Here is a 19,624-nt window from a genome sequence, read left to right as displayed (position 1 = left end):
TCTAGTACTTTAGTACCTTAGCAGAACCTGTAAAGATTTTGCCGAAACCTGCAATAGAAGTAATTGCTGCTCTCTCTAGCTGACGGTCAATTAGCTTGTCATACTCTGTCTGCACATCACCGGCCTTAACCATCTCTAATGCACAATTCTTGTCAACACCAATAATATAGTTGCCTGTAATTTCAGGTGTATGGATAACATTAGCACCCATAGGTGTAATCATTTTGCCTGTACCCTGAAAGTTTAGACCGGCTACCGAATCCTTCATTTCTGTAAGTGAAAGTAGCTTTTCCATTGAAGAAGTAGGTGCAATAATTGTGTTAAGCTCATAAGGGCTTAGTGAACTCCATAACTTTACAAGATCACCGTAACTGATGTTACCTGTTGAAGAAGTATTGATTGTACTTGCCGGATTACCGTTACCGTCACCGTTAATCAGTACATCAACTGCATCCTTAAGCTGTGCTCTTGCAATATATGCACCAATCTGCTTTAGTGTGACAGTAAATAAGTCAAGTCGCTGAAATCTGATTGCTTCATAAGAAGAAACTAACATTCTGCCTCTTTTATGTAGCTTAATTAGGTTATCCTGAGTTTTGATAGTTGTCTGTGGAATCTGTGTACCTTCCATAACAACCTTTAGTGACTTATCATCAGTTGTAGGTTCTGAAGTAATTGAACGGTAGTCCATACCGTCAATCATTGTAGTAGTTGCTACAATGTCAGAAAGTACATCAGCCTGTTCCATACCTTGCTTTACTGCTCTGCTGATATATTCCGGAAACAGTGCTGATGAACTGCTTGTTGAAAAGAACTTATCAACTGTGTCACTACCTTTACCTGAAACCTTAATGTCAAATCGCTTTAACTGTCGAGAAAATGCATCTAGATTTTCCAGAGAAGTACCTCTGTAGTTTTCTGATGGGTCTAGTTCTTCAAGAACATCTGTAAAGCTCTTACCCTTTACACCGTACATACCTTTTTCTAAAGAAATATTTTTATAGTTACTCATATTCATTCTCCTTATAGTAAAATTCCTGATTCATTATCTGTTGAGTCCAGTACAAAGTACATTTTACCTGCACTGTTCTCTGCTACCTTACCGTCACTTGATGCTACAAGCGATACACTACCTAGGCTAAGTTTTGCTGTGGTTTTCACCTTGCAATAACCTCTTGTCTGTACAGTTGCATAACCGTCCCTTACACAAGTACAAACACCTAGGAAAGGCTTAGTTGCCTTTGCTACTGTTGCAGTACCGTTTGCACCAACAGTAACAAGCACATTCTGTTCTCCCTCTTTTAGAGTAGTATCAGCTAACATAGTAACTGAGTTTTCATCATAACCGTTAAAATTAATATTCATATAAACCTCCGTTAAATAGTAAATTCTTGATTTTTGTTACTTACACTTTTATTTTCTTTGTAGGATTGTGGCACAATAGGTAGCCTTTCACTTGCTCTGTCCTGATACACATTTCTAAGTTCACAAAGCTCATTAATAGAAAGTGTCTTTACAATAGACTCCATTGTTGTACTTGAAATCCCACTTTTGCTAATTAGAGAAAGTCGCATAATGTCCTTAACCACACTTTCTCTATATGCCCTACCACATTCAGCATCCTTTTCAAGACTTTGAATGTATGAAAGCAGTTTTACCTTTTCATCTTTATTAAGGGTAACTTGCTTTTCGCTTTTTAGGCACTTAATAATATCTTCCATAAAATTCTCTCCTTTTAAAAATGACTTAATTACACCTGCTTTTTTCTGTGATGGTACTGCCACAAAGCTCCATTCATATGCATCCTTTACGCCGGTTAATTCACCGTAACAAAGAGTATCACCGTAATATTCACCTTTATGATGATTGCACATTGATGAATTAATAGGATTACCACAAATTGAACACAAGGTGCTTTCTACACTACAACCGACACTTACTTCCTTTAGAATTCCTGTTTCCAGCTTACTGATAAAGTCCTTGGTACTTTCGGTTTTAGGCACATAGGCTTTTGCTATAAGCCTAAAGTACTGATCACCTGTTGTGGTGACTTCACCCTCAACTGCCTGTACCTCAGTTTTGTAAATTCTTGCAAGTTGGTTTTCAGCCTTTGGTGAATGGTCCATAATACCGGTTTTACCTACAAAAAGTTTTTCAAGTGCAAAAAGACTTTCCACAGTAAACCTTTCATAGTCCCTATCAACTTCATTGTCACAAAGTACAACAGAAAATGTATATACTTCATCTTCCGTTAAGTCACTTCTTGTGTAGGTATTTATAAGGGCAATATCCTCAGCTAAATTTTCATTTGATTTAATTACTAAACCTTTCTTCATACAGTTTCTAAAATACCCTCCTCACTTTCTTTAACGCCAAACTCTCTTTCAATTTCCTTTTCAATTTTTAAGGCATTTGCCTTGTTTAGTCTTGCCTCAGAAAGTTCAAGTTCATCTTGTAAATTAATATGTGTCCACTTTACAGTTACCTTTTCATCAATACCATTTAAACTTAAATATACCCTTGCTATTCTCTCAATTACAGGATTTAAAATTTCTCTGTAACACTCAAGTTCACTTGTAAGAATATCAGCTTGTTGGCTACTCATTCTTTCAGTAGTACTCCAACTTAAACCAAGCAAAAATGGTGGTACAGAAAGTTTTGCTACAATCTGTTCTGTAATATGTCTAATAGGCAGATCACAATCAAGAACCTGATTATCAGCACCGATAGTCTTTATTGACACATCACCTACCGAAACAAAGTCACATACACTGTTTTTGTTACGCATAACCCTTGACCATTCATCGGCTATTTGTTGTGCATTTTCTCTTGTATAAGCTGATGAACCACTGTTGCTGTCAGGCTTATATGTAACTGCAAATCTCACATTGCCCACTCTATCCCAATTCTGTCCCAAAGCATTGAAAATCTTTAACAGAATACCACTTACAAATGGCAAACCTCTTAGGATTGACACACCTCTACTTCTGCCTGACTCAGGGTTTAGCATTGATGTTACAAACAAATCTTGATAAGGAAGTTCCTCATTTATGCCTTTACTGTTGCTACACACCACAAGGTTAAGAGGACTGTCCTTTTCAATCAGTGTTACATCCCTAGGGTCGGTGTTGTACAATGCTCTAATATTTTTTCCGTCACTTGTTAAAACAATTTCTGCTACTGCCTCACCATAAGTCAGTAGGTTATCAAAGTAACAAGAAATAAAGTTATACATACCCTTATTACCTTGACACACATCAACATTTCTAAAAAAATCATCAACCATTGCCTTAGTTTTTTTGCTTTCACAATCTACAGAAAATGTACCTAATAGCCTATTGATTTTACAAATTGCTGCATCAATAATGGGCAAAGCCTCTCTAAGAGAAGAATAAAGGTCAAGCTCAACTTTGGTTAATGGACTGTATGAACCTACAATATTAAATGGATGTGATGAACTGTCATTTTGTGGAGCAGAAAGTATAGAAACTTTTTCCTTAACTTTTCTTTTTCTAAATATACCCATAACTCTCCTATCTTCTGGTAGCAAAAGCTATGAAACCACTTTCACTATTCAGAATTGTTGTTACAAAATATCTAATATCGTCCATTGCATGGTCATTCTCCTTTATCGGACAATCGTTACCACCTCTTTCGTCCCAACGGTAAAGGGAAAATTCTCTCATAGAGTCTGTACAGTTGGAACATATTTTAATTTTATTTTCTTTTAGTGCAGTAGATACTTTTCGGATACCGTCAAGTACATTGTTCCTTGCCGGTACAACATTGAACCTCTTGTGTCGCTTTATTGTTTCAATGAAGCTTGCTGCTGAGGGGTCAACTGTAATGGATGATAGGTGTCTGTTACCTATCAACTTTTCAAGTGAAGAATAATGTTCTTCATCAGTTTTTTGATAACCCTCAACTCTGGAATTAAAGTAGTATTCATCAATTCTGTACCAAGTATCTTGGTACTTACCCCAAAGTCCAAATGATGCAGGATTTACCGTACCATAGTCGCAAGAAACTGCATATTCACTAAACTTAACCTTAGGCACATCACAGTAAGCATTATCCTTATCCATAAATGGATAAACTGCACCTGTTGTTGCAACCCACCTACCCTTTACAAATCTTTCATAAAATGCACCGGTGTACAAACTCTGATACCTATGAATCATTCCTTTACTTAAAGATGGGTTATCCTCCATTTCAAAATGAAGGTACAATGCATTTTTCATTTTGCATTTCTTTATCCACTCACAATAAAACCAATGACCCGGATACTCAGGGTTACAGTTAAACCAAAACTTACTGCCCTCAACAGAACATCTTGCAAGAGACTGTTCAACAAATGACCTAGGCATAAGAGCCACTTCATCAAAGAACACACCTGCCAAAGTGATACCTTGAATAAGTGATGCTGACATTTCATCTTTACCACCAAAAAGGTAAAAACGATTTACCATACCCTTATACATAACTTCAAGAATGTTCTCACTTTTCTTTAGGTTAGTTTCAAAACCTAGGTCGGTTAAGTTCTTTATTAAAGGTGTTATTACATTTCGCTTTAGACTTCTGATTGTTTTGCCACACATTGCAAAGGACATATTGTTAAAAGTGCTAAAGGTCCATGCAACAAATGAAATTGACATACAAAAGGTTTTGCCACTTCTAACTGCCCCGTCACAAATAATTGCATCTTTACTTTTATCGGCAGAATTACTGCACCACCAAGTAAGGACTTTCATTTGCTTTTTAGAAAATGGTTTGTAACTACTCATTACTGTCACCTAAAGCCTTTGCACCTTTTTCCAAAGCCTCATAAAACGGTACACATTGACTTTCACCGTCAAGGTAATTTTGTAGCTTTTCAAGTGCCTTTAGTCTGTCAAAAAATTTAATTTCCATTGCACCATCCTTTGGTTTCTTAATTTCAGAAATCATAAATAAATTCATATTCTGCAAATCTTCTTTAGTGACCTTTTCTTCTGTTACAAGTGAAATACAATCGGCAATACTGCCAAAGGCAAGTTGCTGATAACCGATAACAGAAAGGTTCTTCATTAGGTTTGCTTTTGCCTTTAGCAAAGCAGTTATCTCCTTGATAATTTCAGGTTTTGTAATTAAGGTAACACCTTTATTTTCTTCATAGCCACTAAGGATTGATGCTTCCTCAAGTGACTTGCCTTGTGCTACATAAACACAAAAAGTTTTATCTCTTTTTCTCATATCAACCTCCAAAAAACATCCTGCACCCATACCCCTACAAAAGAGAAAAATTGCATATAACTATGCAATTTCTTTGAAATGTTCATAATTTGTTTACAAAAAATGCAATAATTGCATTAGCTTTTGGGAAAAATAAAATCGGTGATACAATGTTTAATACTAATATAGAAAACAACATAACTGTCCTAGACAAGCTAACCAGGGCTAATGAAAATTTTGATATTATCAAGAGAGTTATTCGCATAAATAAAAGAAAGTCCGTTCTATATTTCATAGACGGACTTCTTAAAGAGGCTATTATGGAAAAGATGATGGAGTTTTTCTACGGAATTACCGAGGACGACTTTTTCACAAATACCGAAACTTTTGTGGAAAACTGTGTTCCATATATTGAAGTTGATAAAAGTAAAAATTCCAATGCTGTTGTAACTGCACTACTGTCAGGCATTGCAATTCTTTCAGTAGATGGACTTGATGAAATTATTTTAATTGATGCAAGAAGTTATCCTCAAAGAGAAACTGCTGAACCTAAAAATGATAAGGTTCTTCGTGGCAGTATGGATGCTTTTACAGAAATATTTGTACAAAACTGCGTATTGATTAGAAGAAGAATCAGGGATAAAAACCTTACAATCAAGGCTTTACAAGCCGGTGACAAGTCCAAAACCGATATTGCACTAATTTATATGGACAACAAGGTGGATAAAAATTTACTGAAAAATATTGAGCAGAAAATTAAGAATATTACAACCGAAGAACTGTCTATGACACAACAAGGATTTGTTGAGGCATTAATAAAATCAAAGTGGATAAACCCATTTCCAAAGGTAAAATATTCCGAAAGACCTGACACCACCTCAGCAAATATTCTAAAAGGCAACATAGCAATAATCGTAGACAACTCACCATCTTCAATAATCATTCCCACATCAATTTTTGATTTAATGGAAGAGGCTGATGACTACTACTTCCCACCTGTAACCGGCACATACCTAAAAATTTCAAGGTATGTTGTGTCTTTACTTTCAATTTTCATCACACCACTTTGGTTACTTACTAACCGTTATCCTGATTTTGTACCAACATTTTTCCAATTTACAATTGTAAGTGAACCTCAGAAAATTCCAATATTTTGGCAACTTATTTTGATAGAAATTGCAATTGACGGTTTGCGACTTGCATCAATCAACACGCCGGAAATGCTCAGCACAACTTTAGGAATAATCGGTGGTATTGCACTTTCCGAATTTGCAATTGATGCCGGGTTTGCCAGTACAGAAACCATACTTTATATGGCATTTGTCACAATAGCAAACTACTCTCAGCCGAGTCAAGAGCTATCCTATGCAATAAAATTCCTAAGAATTTTGTTACTGATAGCAACTGAGCTTTTCTCAATTTTCGGCTTAATCGGTGGTGTAGTCCTTATTATTATTTTGTTATATTCAAACAAAACCCTTTCCGGCAAAAGCTACCTGTACCCACTTATCCCATTTAACGGCAAAGCACTCCTAAGAAAATTTGTAAGGATAAGGAAATAATCGGTTGACTTTTTTGAAATACTAACATATAATAAAAATAGGATTAATTTATCCTATTTTGTTAAGGAGGTATTCTTATGAAAGTTAATACAAACGCACTTGTTTCTATTACAGAAGCAAATCAGAATTTTTCTAAAGTAGCAAGACTTGTGGACGAAAATGGTTCTGCCGTTATTCTAAAGAACAATACTCCAAGATATTTAATTGTTGAATTTAGTAAAGCAGAAAATATGCAAACTGCAAATGATGAAGATATTTTATCAATTTCTAAAAAATTAATTGATAAAAATAAAGAGGCTTATAAGGTACTAGCAGAATGATTGTTTTATCCAAATAACAAATATTACTTTTGCACAGTCAACTAATCTCAGGAACCGGTGGTAGTGATGGGTTAAGGGATGTCGGTTTATTGGAATCAGCCATAAATTCTCCTTTTCAGCAATTTGGAAATGAAGATTTATATCCAACAATTCAACAAAAAGCGTCACGATTATGTTTTGGGTTAGTAAATAATCATCCATTTATTGATGGAAATAAAAGAATCGGTGCACATGTGATGTTAGTTTTTTTAGCTTTAAACGGAATTGAACTTGAATATACACAAGATGATCTTTCTTCTACAATATTAGAACTTGCTTCAAATGAAATATCCTATCAACAATTAACGAAGTGGATAATCAATCATCAGATATAAAAAAACGGCTGACAGATGTCAGCCGTTTAATTTATGTAGTTTGTAAAAAATTACTTCTTTACTGTAACTAAAATTCTCTTGAATTTCTTTGAACCGTCTGTAGCAGTAGCACGAACATAAGTCTTGCCCCTCTTAACTGCAGTTACTGTGATAGTAGCACCTGAGTTTACAGAAGACTTATTAACTTTAGCAACCCTAGTGTTTTCTGACTTAACAGTAAGCTTCTTAACACTTGCATTAGTTGGGTTAACAGTAGCCTTTAGTTTTGCCTTAGCACCCTTCTTAGGTAGTCTAACAGACTTTTTGTTAAACTTAACGCTCTTTACAGGCTGCTTAACTGTAACCTTAATTTTAGCAGTAGCTAATTTACCATCAGTGATACAACGAACTTCTGCTTTACCAGGACCTACTGCAATAATTCTTACATAAGTACCTCTGCCTGAAACCTTAACAACCTTTGTGTTTGATGAAACATAAGTTGCTGAGTAAGAAGAATCTATATCATTGTTTACAGGTCCTACTGACTTAACCTTTACAACTTCGCTATCACCCTTGCCGTTATCAAGAAGTACAGATGTCTTTGCCATCTTGATAGAAGTTGCACCGATGATTGTTCTTGTTGTAATGTTTGTGTTAATGTGCTTCATTAGGTCTGTACCTGTTTCACCAATTAGCTTTGTAAAGCAACCTGAAACAGCATCAGCAGTTGTAGCACTTGTGTACTTATCGCTAGTATTAGTTACCTTAAATACAGCAGTTAGTACAGTCATTCTTCTTGACTTACAATCGTAAAGTGACTTTTTACCATTAAAGCTAACCTGGGTCATATCGCCCTTTACAGATGCACTTGAGTCAAATGAATTAGCAGTATCAAAAGAAAGTGATGTTAAATCTAGGACAGTATTGTCATAGTTTAGTCTACCTTCCATTGTGTTTGCCTTTTCATCAGTTTGCAAATAGATATTATATACAATAGAATATCCTACATTTGCATTTACTTCATTAATTCTAACTGTTGATGTAGCAGAAGCAGTAGGAATAACTACAAGAATACTTAATGCCATAACAAGAGCTAAAACTAAAGAAATAACTTTGTTTGTCTTTTTCATAATTAGAGTTCCTCCGTTTTCTTTTTTAATTTAATAAAATTAGTACTATTTATTGCTATATTTATTATACAACACAAGTATTAATTTGTCTAGATAAAAATACTACTTAATAAAACTTTTACAATGTTAATTTTACGGTCATAATTGCCAAAACAAGTGCAGTAAAATCTGCAAGTAAACCTACAAAAAGTGTATGTCTTGTTTTGGTAATACCAACACTGCCAAAGTACATTGTAACTGCATAAAGGGTAGTTTCTGTACTACCGGCAAGAACTGAGGCAATATTGCCTACTAAAGAGTCAGGTCCATAGTTCTCGTATATATTAGTTAGAAGTGCAGTAGCACCACTGCCACTGATAGGTCTGAGAACTGCCATAGGAACAATTTCTTTGGGAAAGTTGAAAAAATCAGCTAAAGGTTCTACTGCTTTACATACCAAGTCAATAGTACCACTTTGTTGCAACATTTCAACTGCAACTACAAGTCCTGTTATTGTAGGAATAATCATATAAAGAGTATGTAACCCCTCAACTGCACCTTCAATAAATGCATCAAAAATTTTAACTTTCTTTATCATTCCGTAAAGCACAACAAATGCAACTGTTACCGGTACTATTATTTCCAAGACTTCACCCTATTTAATCCTTTAGCAAGTAGTAACGCAACACATAAAGCACAGAAAGAACAAATAATAACACAAGGAATAATTGAAAATGGTTCTTTGCTACCATAGCTGTCCCTAAGGAAACCTATAGTTGCCGGTATAAGTTGCATTGAGGCAGTATTCATCACAACAAAAATAACCATAGAGTCGGTAGCAGTATCTTTCTTAAGGTTATTTTTCTGCAGTTCAGCCATTGCCCTTAGTCCGAAGGGTGTTGCTGCATTACCGATACCAATTAAATTTGCACTAATGTTCAAAGCCATTGCTTGAAAAGCATTACTGCTTTCATCAACATCAGGAAAAATTCTTTTCAATATAGGTGACAGAAGTTTCACTAATTTTCCTGTCAGTCCACTTCTTTCTGCCACTTTCATAATACCTGACCAAAATACAATTACACCAAAAAGTGTTATTAAAAGTTTAGTTGCCTTTTCTGCACCATTCATAAGACCGGAAGAAACACCTTCTCTATTTCCCGTTACAATGGCACAAATCACAGAAATTATTATTAAAAATCCCCAAACATAATTAATCATATGTACATATTACCACTTTTGTTCATAATTATTTGAATAAATTGTTAAAATCAAACTTACGGTAAAAACTGCAACTTGAACATACTTGACAAAAATTTTATCATTTGGTAGAATAAAATCGCAATAAGTATATAAGTGTAGTTGCTTGTATATTTTTGTCGTGTATGATATTTACTGCTTGTAGTATTTTTTGGAAGGTGAAAAGTATGAGACAGATCGGTTATGTAAGCAAAATTGACACACTTGGCAGAGTTGTAATTCCTAAGCCAGTTAGACAGATGTTTAATCTAGAAAAGGAAGATTCTATTGAAATTCTTCCTAAGGACAATGGTCTACTAATTAGAAAGTATCAGCCAACTTGCCTATTCTGTGGCGAAAGCGATAATGTTATCACATTTGAAGGCGTTAAAGTCTGCGAAGAATGTGTAAAGAGAATGTATAAGAAAATCTAGTTTGATTTTATTTATTCATTAAATTATATTTATTCAAAAATTAAATATTACTAAATACAATCTATATTTTATTTTTTTATTATTTATACAAGCAGAAATACCTTTAATTGATTTAATAGATTTGTTTTGTAGGAATATTTATTTTCATTTGTGCGTAAAAAAGACACTATCCTTAGTGTCTTTTTTATTTTGTTTTTTTAATTTTCAAGAGTCCCATAACAACACAAAGTTTCATAGCAATGATTAGTACCTTATTAATATAGCACATTATTAATCTTCATAAAGCATTACCATATTCGTATAAACAGATTAAGTAAAAATATAAATAATGAAATTAAAATAGCAAAATTAAAAGCCCCATCATAATTAATGGGGCTTGATTAATTGAGTTTTAGTTTTGAGTTTTGTTAGTTCTTAGACTTAAGCTTCTTTCTTCTTACGAGTTAAGAAGTAAACACCGGCTGCTGCTAGCATAACACCTAGACCAATGTAAATTGGAGTTGCACTTTCACCAGTTGTAACTGTGTCAGTTGTTTCTGTTGTTGCTGTAACTTCAGAAGCGTCAACTTTATTACCGTTTGCATCTGTGTATGAACCATCAGCATTTCTTGTTACTGTGTTACCATTCTTATCCTTATAGATCTTCTTACTTGATGAGTTAGAAGAGCTTTTTGAGCTTGAATCTGAGCTTGAACCTGAGCTTGAACCTGAGCTTGAGCTTGAACCTGGTTTAACCTTATCTAGGTCAGTCTTTTCGGTGTAAACACCACCACCCAAAACTAGTACTTTACCTTTGCTAACAAGTTCTTTGAATTCTGCTTTAATTTCAGCAAGTCTTGTCTTATGGTCTCTAGCACTTGACTGTGTACTAAAAGAAGCCTTATTAGGATACTGCTTGTAGTTCTTGTCCCATGCCTTGACAATATCATCTGGACTTGAACCCTTTGTAACAAATTCACCCTGTACTGTACCTACTGATGTAATCTGTAGAGGAATACCGTATTTCTTAGCATTATTTGTCCAACCAATTGGATAGCTGTGCTTTGTAGAATCCTCTGTGTTTTCAAATGATCTTTCATTTGAAGTTACTCTAATAGTATCACCAGCACATTCTGTACTAAACATCAGACCACATGATTCAACACCATTATTATTATAAACTATTAGGTTGTATGTAACGCCTGCTTTTAAGCCACCTTTAATGTATGTACTTTCGTTCAACTTTGATAGATCATAAACCAACTTACCATCTTTTTCTTCGAAACGTTCTTTCTGTGTACCATAGCTAAAGAACTGTTCACCGTTCTGCTTTGCTTCCCAAATGTGGATTGAGTAATATTTACATTCCCCCCAGTCAGGCTTTTCTAGGTAAATTAAACCTGATGTACCTGTTGCTTCAGTATCTGTACCTGCACCAACAGATACATTACCGTCAGCTGCTGCTGTTTCAACATCCTGTGAAGCACCTGCAGAAGCTAAATCTTCTCTTTCGTCAGCTGACACTGACATAACAGTTGCAAAACTCATAACAACTGCCATAACTAATAGTACGCTTAATAACTTTTTCATAGTTATCTCCTCCTATAAAATTAAACCAATATAGATTTGTGGGGATATCTCCCCCATTGCCATAATTATACACCTTTAAAATTTGTAAAGCAACAATTTTGTAACATTTTGTTGACGATAAAATGCACAAACTTTGTGCATTCAAAATAGGCATAATGCACAAATGAAAAGAGAATTTGAACAGAGTATTAACTGAAATACTGTTTATTCTTCTTTTTTACCTTTTTTCTTATCAACAATAACTTTTATTACAATAACTATTACAATAAGTGCAACAATTCCAACGATACCAAGGTTTCTCCAAAAATTATCTGAATCTGTGTATGAAACCTCTTTACCGTTAGAGTCTGTTACATTTTGACCTGATGAGTTTGTTCTCATAGCAGTTGACTCTGTAGTTGCTTGATATGCAGTTGTGGCATTTTCTACTGTGTTACCGTTTGCATCAGTTGCAACACTTGCATTATTCTGTACAACATTACCGTTGCTATCGGTAGTTTGGTTGTTGGTGTTGTATCTACCATACTGACCACCAATTGGGTTGTCACCACCGTTTTTTGTACCTTTACCGTTTTCATAATTGATAAATATACCACCGTTACCGTTTTCGTTAACCTTTGGTACAACATTCTTTTTTGCTGTTTTACCGTTAACTAAAAAGTCAGTTGTAAACTGTAGTGTGTCAACATTCTGACTATTTGATTGGTAGTCAAAGCACTGTACATAGTAAGTAATGTCGGTAGAACCACCCTGTAGTACTTCAAAAGTTAGTGAAAGAATCATTGTTTTTTCTTTCATATCCCAACCTTGAACACCATTAGCACTATTAAACAGTACTTCATTTTCTAGGTCAGTGTTATAAACTGAACTGCCACCATCAAGGTATTCAACCTTGTCCGGGTCAACCTTTAGATACTGAGAGTCATATGCTACCTGCATCTGAATATCCTCAGTTTTTTCAGGAACATCAGATACACAAAATTCATATGTAACCTTATCCCCAACCTTTGCATTAACTTCGCCGTTTAGCTTTAGATTTTCTTCTGCTGAAAAACTAGTAACAGAAGAAGCTAAAGCAAGTAAGCACATTAGTAGTGCAAGAACAACAGCACTAATTCGTTTTGTCATATTATTTTCCTCTTTATTCTTTTATTATTCTTCGTAACCCTTAGGATTATTTTTCTGCCAATTCCAGGAATCACGGCACATATCTTCAAGTGTCTTTTCAGCAGTCCAGCCAAGAACTTCCTTAGCCTTAGTTGGGTCAGCATAACATTCTGCAATGTCACCGGCTCTTCTTGGCTTAATCTGATATGGAATTTCAACATTGTTAACCTTGCTGAATGTCTTAACAATATCAAGAACCGAGTAACCAACACCTGTACCTAGGTTAAAGATTTCTGTACCCTTGTGAGCATCGGCATAGTCAATAGCCTTTACATGACCTTTAGCTAAGTCAACAACATGGATATAGTCACGAACACCTGTACCGTCAGGTGTTGGGTAGTCGTTACCGAATACACCAAGTTCCTTTAGCTTACCGACTGCAACCTGTGTGATATATGGCATTAGGTTGTTTGGAATACCGTTAGGGTTTTCACCGATTGTACCACTTTCGTGAGCACCGATTGGATTAAAGTAACGAAGAAGAACAACAGAAAGTTCAGGGTCTGTCTTTGTAACATCCTGAAGAATCTGCTCTGTCATTAGCTTTGTCCAACCATAAGGGTTTGTACAAGAAGTTGGCATTGTTTCTACTAAAGGTACAGTCTTAGGAATACCATAAACTGTAGCTGAAGATGAGAATACAAAGTTGTGGCAACCAAATTCCTTCATAACTTCCAAAAGTGTTAGAGTACTGTCTAGGTTGTTACGGTAGTACATTAGTGGCTTTTCACAGCTTTCACCAACTGCCTTAAGACCTGCAAAGTGAATAACTGCATCAATTTTGTTTTCGCTGAATACTTTTCTTAGAGCGTCATAGTCACAAACATTGATTTCATAGAAAGGAATTTCCTGACCTACAATCTTTTCAACTCTCTTAACAGCTTCTTTCTTACTGTTGCAAAGGTTATCAGCGATTACTACTGTATGTCCGGCACTAATTAATTCTATGCAAGTATGTGAACCAATATAACCGGCACCACCGGCTAATAAAATATTCATTTTAAAAACTCCTTATTAAATTAATAAAAAATTTCAAAATCAGCTATTAATAATATCATAAAGTTCATTAGCAAATTTTGAGTAGTCTTTTCTGTCTTCTTTAACATAAGAAATTGCAGGACGAGGATGAGTATTTAACTGACCTGTTAGCATATATGGAATGTCATAACCCCACTTTACGCCTTCAGCCTTTAACTTCTCAGTATGTTCTTCAATAATCTTTAGGATAGGTGCAACCTTATACTTAGGGTTCTTTAAGAAACCAAGTAGTAGTTCAAGTGCACAATTACCTGCACCTCTACCCATGCCGTCAACTGTAGCATCAAGGTAACTAACACCCTGAGTCATAGCTTCAATAGTATTTGCAAATGCAAGTTGCTGATTATTATGAGCATGAATACCAACACTCTTGCCGTACTTATCGGCATATTCACAATATAGGTTAGCAAGTTTTCTTGACTGTTCAGGATATAATGCACCATAGCTGTCTACAATATAGAAAGCATTAACAGGGCTTTGACCTAAAATGTCAAGTGCTGTCTTAATATCATCTGTGTTAGCCTTAGAAACTGCCATAATGTTGATAGTTGTTTCATAGCCTTTCTTTGCACAATTTTCAATCATTTCTACTGCTGCAGGAATTGTGTTAATGTATGTTGCAATACGAACAAGGTCAATAGGACTGTCCTTTTTAGGGATAATATCCTTCTGAAAATCTGTTCTGCCTACATCAGCCATTACTGCAATCTTTAGACCTGTTTTGTTGTCACCAACAATTTTTCTAATATCTGAATCGTTACAGAATTTCCACTTACCAAAGTCATCTTCGTTAAAAATTTCTTTAGATGCTTTGTAGCCAAATTCCATATAGTCAACACCGGCTTTTACATTTGCCTGATATAAGTCCTTAATAAACTTATCGTCAAATCTAAAGTTGTTGCAAAGTCCTCCATCTCTAATTGTTGCATCAACAACCCTAATGTCTTGTCTTACTGAAAGTAAGTCACCTTTTTGTGCCATTGGTATATCCTCCATCTATAATAAATTAAACATATAAAATGATATAGTTATTCATAATATACATTATTACATATACATAATACTACACAATGTAAATTAAAACAAGATTTTTCTTGTTATTTATTATAATAATTGATAGAATTAGTGTAGGTGATATTATGAAGATTTATATTGACGGTGACGGTTGTCCTGTTGTCGATATTACAATAAAAGTTGCAAAGGAATATAAATTGCCTTGCACTATAATTACAGATACTTCTCATATTTTTAACAAGGAATATGCAGATACCATTACTGTAGAAAAAGGTGCTGATTCTGCCGACTTTAAAATTGCAAACCTTATAGAAAAAGGTGACATTGTAGTTACTCAGGATTACGGTTTAGGTGCAATGTGCTTAAGCAGAGGCAGTAAACCTATCAATCAAAACGGTCTTATCTATACTGACCAAAACATTGATTCATTACTGATGACCAGGTACATCAGTAAAAAAGCAAGAATGGCAGGTAAACACACAAAAGGACCTAAAAAGAGAACTGCCGACCAGGATAAAAGTTTTGAAAAATCATTGAGAAAATTAATTGAATCTTTAAACGGTTAAAAAATTAAGTGAATATCAAAGAAAACAAGATTGATTTACTAATGTGAACTTATACAAAAGTCCTTAAACGGGCGAACACTGTTCGCCCCTACATTTTAAGATAGGGTTTGAATATGAAAGTTATAGATTACTTAAAGGAATACAACAAAAAAAATATTTATCCTTTCCATATGCCGGGAAATAAAAGACAAGGCGAATTTAATCAGCTTGATTTTACTGAGGTTGAGGACTTAGACAACCTATATCACCCTGAGGGTATTTATAAGGAAAGTTTAGACAGAATTAAAAATTTATACAGTACCAAAGAAAGTTATATTTTAGTAAACGGCAGTACAGTTGGAATTTTATCGGCTATTACAGGTTGTGCTAAAAAAGGTGGCAATATTTTAATGGCTAGAAATTGTCACAAATCTGTTTATAATGCAGTAGAAATTTGGGACTTATCCCCTACCTACTTAATGCCTAAATCGGTACATTCTTTTATGGGAGAAATTTTGTCAAGTGATGTTGAAGATGCACTTAACAGTAATCCTAAAATCACAGTATGTATCATAACCTCTCCTACATATGAGGGGATTGTAAGTGATATAAAAAGTATTGCCGAGATTTGTCACAACCACAATGTAACTTTAATTGTTGATGAGGCACATGGAAGTCACTTAATGTTTGATAATTATTTTCCAAATTCAGCAACAGAACTTGGTGCCGATGTAGTAATACAGAGTACCCACAAAACATTAACTTCCTTAACAGGTACAGGGTTACTTCATATTTGCAGTGACAAGGTTAGCAAAGATATTATTAAGAAAAGACTGATGACTTTTCAAACTTCATCACCTAACTACTTAATGGTTGCATCAGTTGACAGATGTATTTGTGAAATTATTGAAAAGGGCAAAGAATTATTCTCTGCATACAGAAAAAGAATTAACAATTTTTACTTAGAATGTGGAAAACTCAAGAACCTTTCTATATATAAAGGTGAAAATGCTTTTGCATTTGACAAAAGTAAAATTGTAATTCTAACACAAAATACCAACTTATCCGGTACAGAACTGCAAAAAATATTAAGAAAAAAATATTTAATAGAAACAGAAATGGCATCAGCTGATTATATTATTGCTATGACAAGCATATATGATACTGATGAGGGTTTCAGCAGATTAATTAACGCCCTTAAAGATATTGACAAAAACTGTATATATAGAGAAAAGAAAAATATAACTCTAAACCACATTCCTAAAATGAAAATCAATCCTTGTAAAGTTGAAGATATGAAAAAGGAATTTATAGACATAGAAAACTGTTATGGTAAAGTTTCCGGTGAATATATTTATGCTTATCCACCGGGAATACCTATTATTTCAATAGGTGAAGTTTTTGACGAAAAAGCAGTTAATACCATTAAATATTTAATAGAAAAAGGTGTTAATGTGGTGAGTGAAGGCAATAAACTTCCTTTTAAGGTGTGTTGTGCTATTGACACAAGGTAAAAAATGATATAAAATATTATTAAATAAATTTGTTATTAATTAAGGAGGAAATTTCCTATGAAGAGAATCGTAACAGTTAATACAAGAAACCTAACTGAATCAGTTAAAAAGGGTGGCTGTGGTGAATGTCAGACATCATGTCAGTCAGCTTGTAAGACTTCTTGTGGTATTGCAAATCAGCAGTGCGAAAAGCTAAAGGCTGAAAAATAATTAAAAAAGTAAAAGGTCGCCGTAGGGTTTCCTATGGCGATTTTTATTGTGGGGAAATTTTATGGTACATTGTTATAAAAATAATGGCTACAATATTGTCCTAGACAGTAACTCAGGCAGTGTACATGCTGTTGATGAAGTAGCCTTTGAAGTAATTGATAAATATGAGTCAAGAAGTAAAGAAGAAATTATCCTTGAACTTTGTGACAAATACCCTGAAATTACTGCTGATGATATTGAAGAGATTTTTCAGGATATTGAGGAACTAAAAAAAGAAGGTAAACTATTTTCAGAAGACAAGTTTAAGGACTTACAGATTGACATTAAAGCAAGACCTACTCAGCTAAAGGCACTTTGCTTACATATCGCTCACGATTGTAATATGTGTTGTAAATACTGTTTTGCCGGTGAAGGTGAATACAGTGGCGACCGTTCACTTATGTCCTTTGAAGTAGGCAAAAGAGCTTTGGACTTTCTTATTGAACAGAGTGGTTCAAGAAAGAACCTGGAAGTTGACTTCTTCGGTGGTGAACCATTACTTAACTTTGATGTTGTTAAACAGCTTGTTGCTTATGCAAGAAGCATCGAAAAAGAAAAAGGCAAGAACTTCCGTTTCACACTAACAACTAACGGTGTACTTCTTAATGACGAAGTTATGGAATGGGCTAACAAGGAATGTTACAATGTTGTTCTTTCACTGGACGGTAGAAAAGAAACTAACGACAGAATGAGAAGAACAAGAAACGATAAGGGCACTTATGACCTTATCCTACCTAAGTTCCAAAAAATGGCTAAAGAAAGGAATCAGCAAGGCTACTACATTCGTGGTACATACACTCACTACAACACAGACTTTGCAAATGATATTCTTCACCTTGCAGATTTAGGCTTTGAACAGTTAGCTATGGAACCTGTTGTTACCGACCCTAAGATGGACTATGCTTTACAGGAAAGTGATATTCCTAAGCTAAAAGATCAGTATGACCTACTTGCAAAGGAAATGTGCAAGAGAAACAGAGAAGGCAAAGGCTTTACTTTCTTCCACTATATGATTGACCTAGAGGGTGGTCCTTGTATCTACAAGAGAATCTCAGGTTGTGGTGTTGGTACTGACTATATGGCAGTTACACCTTGGGGTGACCTATATCCTTGTCATCAGTTTGTGGGTGATGAAAAGTTCTTACTTGGTAATGTTTTTGACGGTGTTAAAAACACAGATATTGTTAACGAATTTAAGCTATGTAATGTTTATTCAAGAGAAGCTTGTCAAGATTGTTTTGCTAAGTTATACTGTTCAGGTGGTTGTTCAGCTAATGCTTACCACACAACAGGCAAAATCACAGGCACTTGCGATATGAGTTGTGAACTACATCGTAAGAGAGTTGAAAATGCAATTATGATTAAGATTGACGAACTTTTTGCAAATAGCGAAAATAACGAGAATAATCAGGAATAAGGAGAAACTATGAAATCAAATTTCAAAGCAAAAATGATTTTCATAACAGAGCTCTTGCTAATTGGTTTTGTAGTTTTTTATGCAATTTTCTTATTTTTCAGAACAAGTATTTTCAAGACTATTACAGTTACACTAGGTGTTTTGCTATTTCATTTTGCAATGCGACTTTTTGTTAACTGGTTTTTCAAGAGTATGAAAGGCAGACCATGGAACCACACCAACAAATGGTTTAGGGAAAGAAATTACGAAAGAGGACTTTTCAAAGTTCTAAGAGTTGCAAGTTGGAAAAATCACATTCCCGACTACAACCCTGAAGATTTTGACCAAAAGCAAAAGAGATTATCCAAGATGATTTCTAACAGTTGCAGAGAAGAAGTTACTCATATTGTTATGATTATAGCTAATTTCTTACCTATCCTCTTACCTATCTTTTTGTCAGGTGTTAACTTTTGGTTACTGTTTTGGTTATCTGTTCTGGGTGGCATCATCGACTTAATGTTTATCCTAAAGCAAAGATATAACAGACCAAGAATGGTTAAGGCTTTTCACTCACAAGAGTCCCAGAGAAAAGAATTTTATATGAATAATTAATCTATAAAAGGACTGGAAACAGTCCTTTTATTTTTTTAAAATTATTCAACAACTTTCAAACAATTTTCAAAACATTTTAAATAATTGCAGAAAACTCCCTCAAATGAGGGAGTTTTTGTTTTAGATTATTTAGATTATAATATTTAAAAATCAATCTTCATCGTCAAAGCCACCGGTAACAGTATGGTTTACTGAGCTGAACGGTTCTGTCATCGACACTAACATAACACTTTCTGTAGAAAAAGTTTCCACAATCAATTCCGGCTTTTTGTATTCTTTCTTCATAAAAGCA

23 protein-coding genes are annotated in these 19,624 nt (G+C 34.5%); 9 read left to right on the top strand and 14 right to left on the bottom strand.

Annotated features, from left to right (window positions below; translation table 11 throughout):
• Window position 1 precedes the first annotated feature (1 nt).
• Genes WMO18_RS04995 through WMO18_RS04970 form a run of 6 tightly spaced genes read right to left on the bottom strand, consistent with a single transcriptional unit; the run spans window position 2 to window position 5,232 of the window.
• Window positions 2–1,012 (bottom strand): phage major capsid protein, encoded by a 1,011-nt coding sequence (locus WMO18_RS04995; RefSeq protein WP_211147412.1) that lies wholly within the window; start codon window positions 1,010–1,012, stop codon window positions 2–4.
• A gap of 11 nt (window positions 1,013–1,023) precedes the next feature.
• A complete protein-coding gene (locus tag WMO18_RS04990) occupies window positions 1,024–1,365 on the bottom strand; it encodes a hypothetical protein (RefSeq protein WP_211147413.1) in 342 nt (113 codons plus the stop codon).
• An 11-nt stretch (window positions 1,366–1,376) separates the two neighbouring features.
• A complete protein-coding gene (locus WMO18_RS04985; protein ID WP_211147414.1) occupies window positions 1,377–2,336 on the bottom strand; it encodes a hypothetical protein in 960 nt (319 codons plus the stop codon).
• Window positions 2,333–3,526 (bottom strand): phage portal family protein, encoded by a 1,194-nt coding sequence (locus tag WMO18_RS04980; RefSeq protein WP_211147415.1) that lies wholly within the window; start codon window positions 3,524–3,526, stop codon window positions 2,333–2,335. The genes WMO18_RS04985 and WMO18_RS04980 overlap by 4 nt, the downstream gene beginning before the upstream one ends.
• Before the next feature lie 7 nt (window positions 3,527–3,533).
• Window positions 3,534–4,784: a PBSX family phage terminase large subunit gene (locus WMO18_RS04975; RefSeq protein ID WP_211147416.1), complete on the bottom strand. Its 1,251-nt coding sequence runs from the start codon at window positions 4,782–4,784 to the stop codon at window positions 3,534–3,536.
• Window positions 4,777–5,232 (bottom strand): terminase small subunit, encoded by a 456-nt coding sequence (locus WMO18_RS04970; protein WP_211147417.1) that lies wholly within the window; start codon window positions 5,230–5,232, stop codon window positions 4,777–4,779. Before WMO18_RS04970 ends, WMO18_RS04975 begins: the two co-directional genes overlap by 8 nt.
• A gap of 149 nt (window positions 5,233–5,381) precedes the next feature.
• Here WMO18_RS04970 and WMO18_RS04965 point away from each other — a divergent pair, with 149 nt between their 5' ends.
• From WMO18_RS04965 to WMO18_RS04955, 3 genes are all read left to right on the top strand, one after another.
• On the top strand, window positions 5,382–6,773 hold the full coding sequence (locus WMO18_RS04965; protein WP_211147418.1) for a spore germination protein: 1,392 nt from the start codon (window positions 5,382–5,384) through the stop codon (window positions 6,771–6,773).
• A gap of 77 nt (window positions 6,774–6,850) precedes the next feature.
• Window positions 6,851–7,093 (top strand): type II toxin-antitoxin system Phd/YefM family antitoxin, encoded by a 243-nt coding sequence (locus WMO18_RS04960; protein ID WP_211147419.1) that lies wholly within the window; start codon window positions 6,851–6,853, stop codon window positions 7,091–7,093.
• A gap of 29 nt (window positions 7,094–7,122) precedes the next feature.
• Window positions 7,123–7,467, top strand: a complete 345-nt coding sequence (locus WMO18_RS04955; RefSeq protein WP_248004661.1) for a type II toxin-antitoxin system death-on-curing family toxin — start codon at window positions 7,123–7,125, stop codon at window positions 7,465–7,467.
• A gap of 50 nt (window positions 7,468–7,517) precedes the next feature.
• On the opposite strand, the gene WMO18_RS04950 is transcribed toward WMO18_RS04955, so the two are convergent.
• From WMO18_RS04950 to WMO18_RS04940, 3 genes are all read right to left on the bottom strand, one after another.
• Entirely contained in the window at window positions 7,518–8,576 is a 1,059-nt protein-coding gene (locus tag WMO18_RS04950) for an Ig-like domain-containing protein (RefSeq protein WP_211147420.1), read from the bottom strand.
• Between the two features lie 118 nt (window positions 8,577–8,694).
• A complete protein-coding gene (locus WMO18_RS04945) occupies window positions 8,695–9,201 on the bottom strand; it encodes a spore maturation protein (protein ID WP_022505808.1) in 507 nt (168 codons plus the stop codon).
• Window positions 9,192–9,776, bottom strand: a complete 585-nt coding sequence (locus WMO18_RS04940; protein WP_211147421.1) for a nucleoside recognition domain-containing protein — start codon at window positions 9,774–9,776, stop codon at window positions 9,192–9,194. Before WMO18_RS04940 ends, WMO18_RS04945 begins: the two co-directional genes overlap by 10 nt.
• Window positions 9,777–9,982: 206 nt before the next feature.
• Between WMO18_RS04940 and WMO18_RS04935 the strand changes: the two genes are divergently transcribed.
• Window positions 9,983–10,228, top strand: coding sequence for an AbrB/MazE/SpoVT family DNA-binding domain-containing protein (locus WMO18_RS04935; RefSeq protein ID WP_138156454.1), 246 nt, complete (start codon window positions 9,983–9,985; stop codon window positions 10,226–10,228).
• Window positions 10,229–10,648: 420 nt separating this feature from the next.
• On the opposite strand, the gene WMO18_RS04930 is transcribed toward WMO18_RS04935, so the two are convergent.
• The 4 genes from WMO18_RS04930 to WMO18_RS04915 form a co-directional block, all read right to left on the bottom strand.
• Entirely contained in the window at window positions 10,649–11,797 is a 1,149-nt protein-coding gene (locus WMO18_RS04930; protein ID WP_211147422.1) for an LPXTG cell wall anchor domain-containing protein, read from the bottom strand.
• Window positions 11,798–12,001: 204 nt separating this feature from the next.
• On the bottom strand, window positions 12,002–12,925 hold the full coding sequence (locus WMO18_RS04925) for a cohesin domain-containing protein (protein WP_211147423.1): 924 nt from the start codon (window positions 12,923–12,925) through the stop codon (window positions 12,002–12,004).
• Window positions 12,926–12,949: 24 nt separating this feature from the next.
• Window positions 12,950–13,963: a UDP-glucose 4-epimerase GalE gene (gene galE, locus WMO18_RS04920; protein WP_211147424.1), complete on the bottom strand. Its 1,014-nt coding sequence runs from the start codon at window positions 13,961–13,963 to the stop codon at window positions 12,950–12,952.
• A gap of 39 nt (window positions 13,964–14,002) precedes the next feature.
• Entirely contained in the window at window positions 14,003–14,983 is a 981-nt protein-coding gene (locus WMO18_RS04915) for an aldolase catalytic domain-containing protein (RefSeq protein ID WP_211147425.1), read from the bottom strand.
• A gap of 158 nt (window positions 14,984–15,141) precedes the next feature.
• Here WMO18_RS04915 and WMO18_RS04910 point away from each other — a divergent pair, with 158 nt between their 5' ends.
• The 5 genes from WMO18_RS04910 (at window position 15,142) to WMO18_RS04890 (ending at window position 19,332) form a co-directional block, all read left to right on the top strand.
• Window positions 15,142–15,582 (top strand): YaiI/YqxD family protein, encoded by a 441-nt coding sequence (locus tag WMO18_RS04910; protein WP_211147426.1) that lies wholly within the window; start codon window positions 15,142–15,144, stop codon window positions 15,580–15,582.
• A gap of 113 nt (window positions 15,583–15,695) precedes the next feature.
• Window positions 15,696–17,075: an aminotransferase class I/II-fold pyridoxal phosphate-dependent enzyme gene (locus WMO18_RS04905; RefSeq protein WP_211147427.1), complete on the top strand. Its 1,380-nt coding sequence runs from the start codon at window positions 15,696–15,698 to the stop codon at window positions 17,073–17,075.
• Between the two features lie 57 nt (window positions 17,076–17,132).
• Entirely contained in the window at window positions 17,133–17,285 is a 153-nt protein-coding gene (gene scfA / locus WMO18_RS04900; protein ID WP_022505797.1) for a six-cysteine ranthipeptide SCIFF, read from the top strand.
• A 61-nt stretch (window positions 17,286–17,346) separates the two neighbouring features.
• Window positions 17,347–18,741, top strand: a complete 1,395-nt coding sequence (gene scfB / locus WMO18_RS04895; protein ID WP_138156461.1) for a thioether cross-link-forming SCIFF peptide maturase — start codon at window positions 17,347–17,349, stop codon at window positions 18,739–18,741.
• A 9-nt stretch (window positions 18,742–18,750) separates the two neighbouring features.
• Window positions 18,751–19,332 carry a glycosyl-4,4'-diaponeurosporenoate acyltransferase CrtO family protein gene (locus WMO18_RS04890; RefSeq protein ID WP_211147428.1) on the top strand — a complete coding sequence of 194 codons (582 nt, stop codon included), beginning with the start codon at window positions 18,751–18,753 and terminating at the stop codon, window positions 19,330–19,332.
• Window positions 19,333–19,482: 150 nt separating this feature from the next.
• On the opposite strand, the gene WMO18_RS04885 is transcribed toward WMO18_RS04890, so the two are convergent.
• Window positions 19,483–19,617, bottom strand: a complete 135-nt coding sequence (locus WMO18_RS04885) for a hypothetical protein (RefSeq protein ID WP_022505795.1) — start codon at window positions 19,615–19,617, stop codon at window positions 19,483–19,485.
• Between the last annotated feature and the right edge of the window lie 7 nt (window positions 19,618–19,624).

The sequence above is a fragment of the Ruminococcoides intestinihominis genome (assembly GCF_040096285.1).
GTDB classification, from domain to species: domain Bacteria; phylum Bacillota; class Clostridia; order Oscillospirales; family Acutalibacteraceae; genus Ruminococcoides; species Ruminococcoides intestinihominis.
This window is presented reverse-complemented; position numbering and strand designations above follow the sequence as displayed.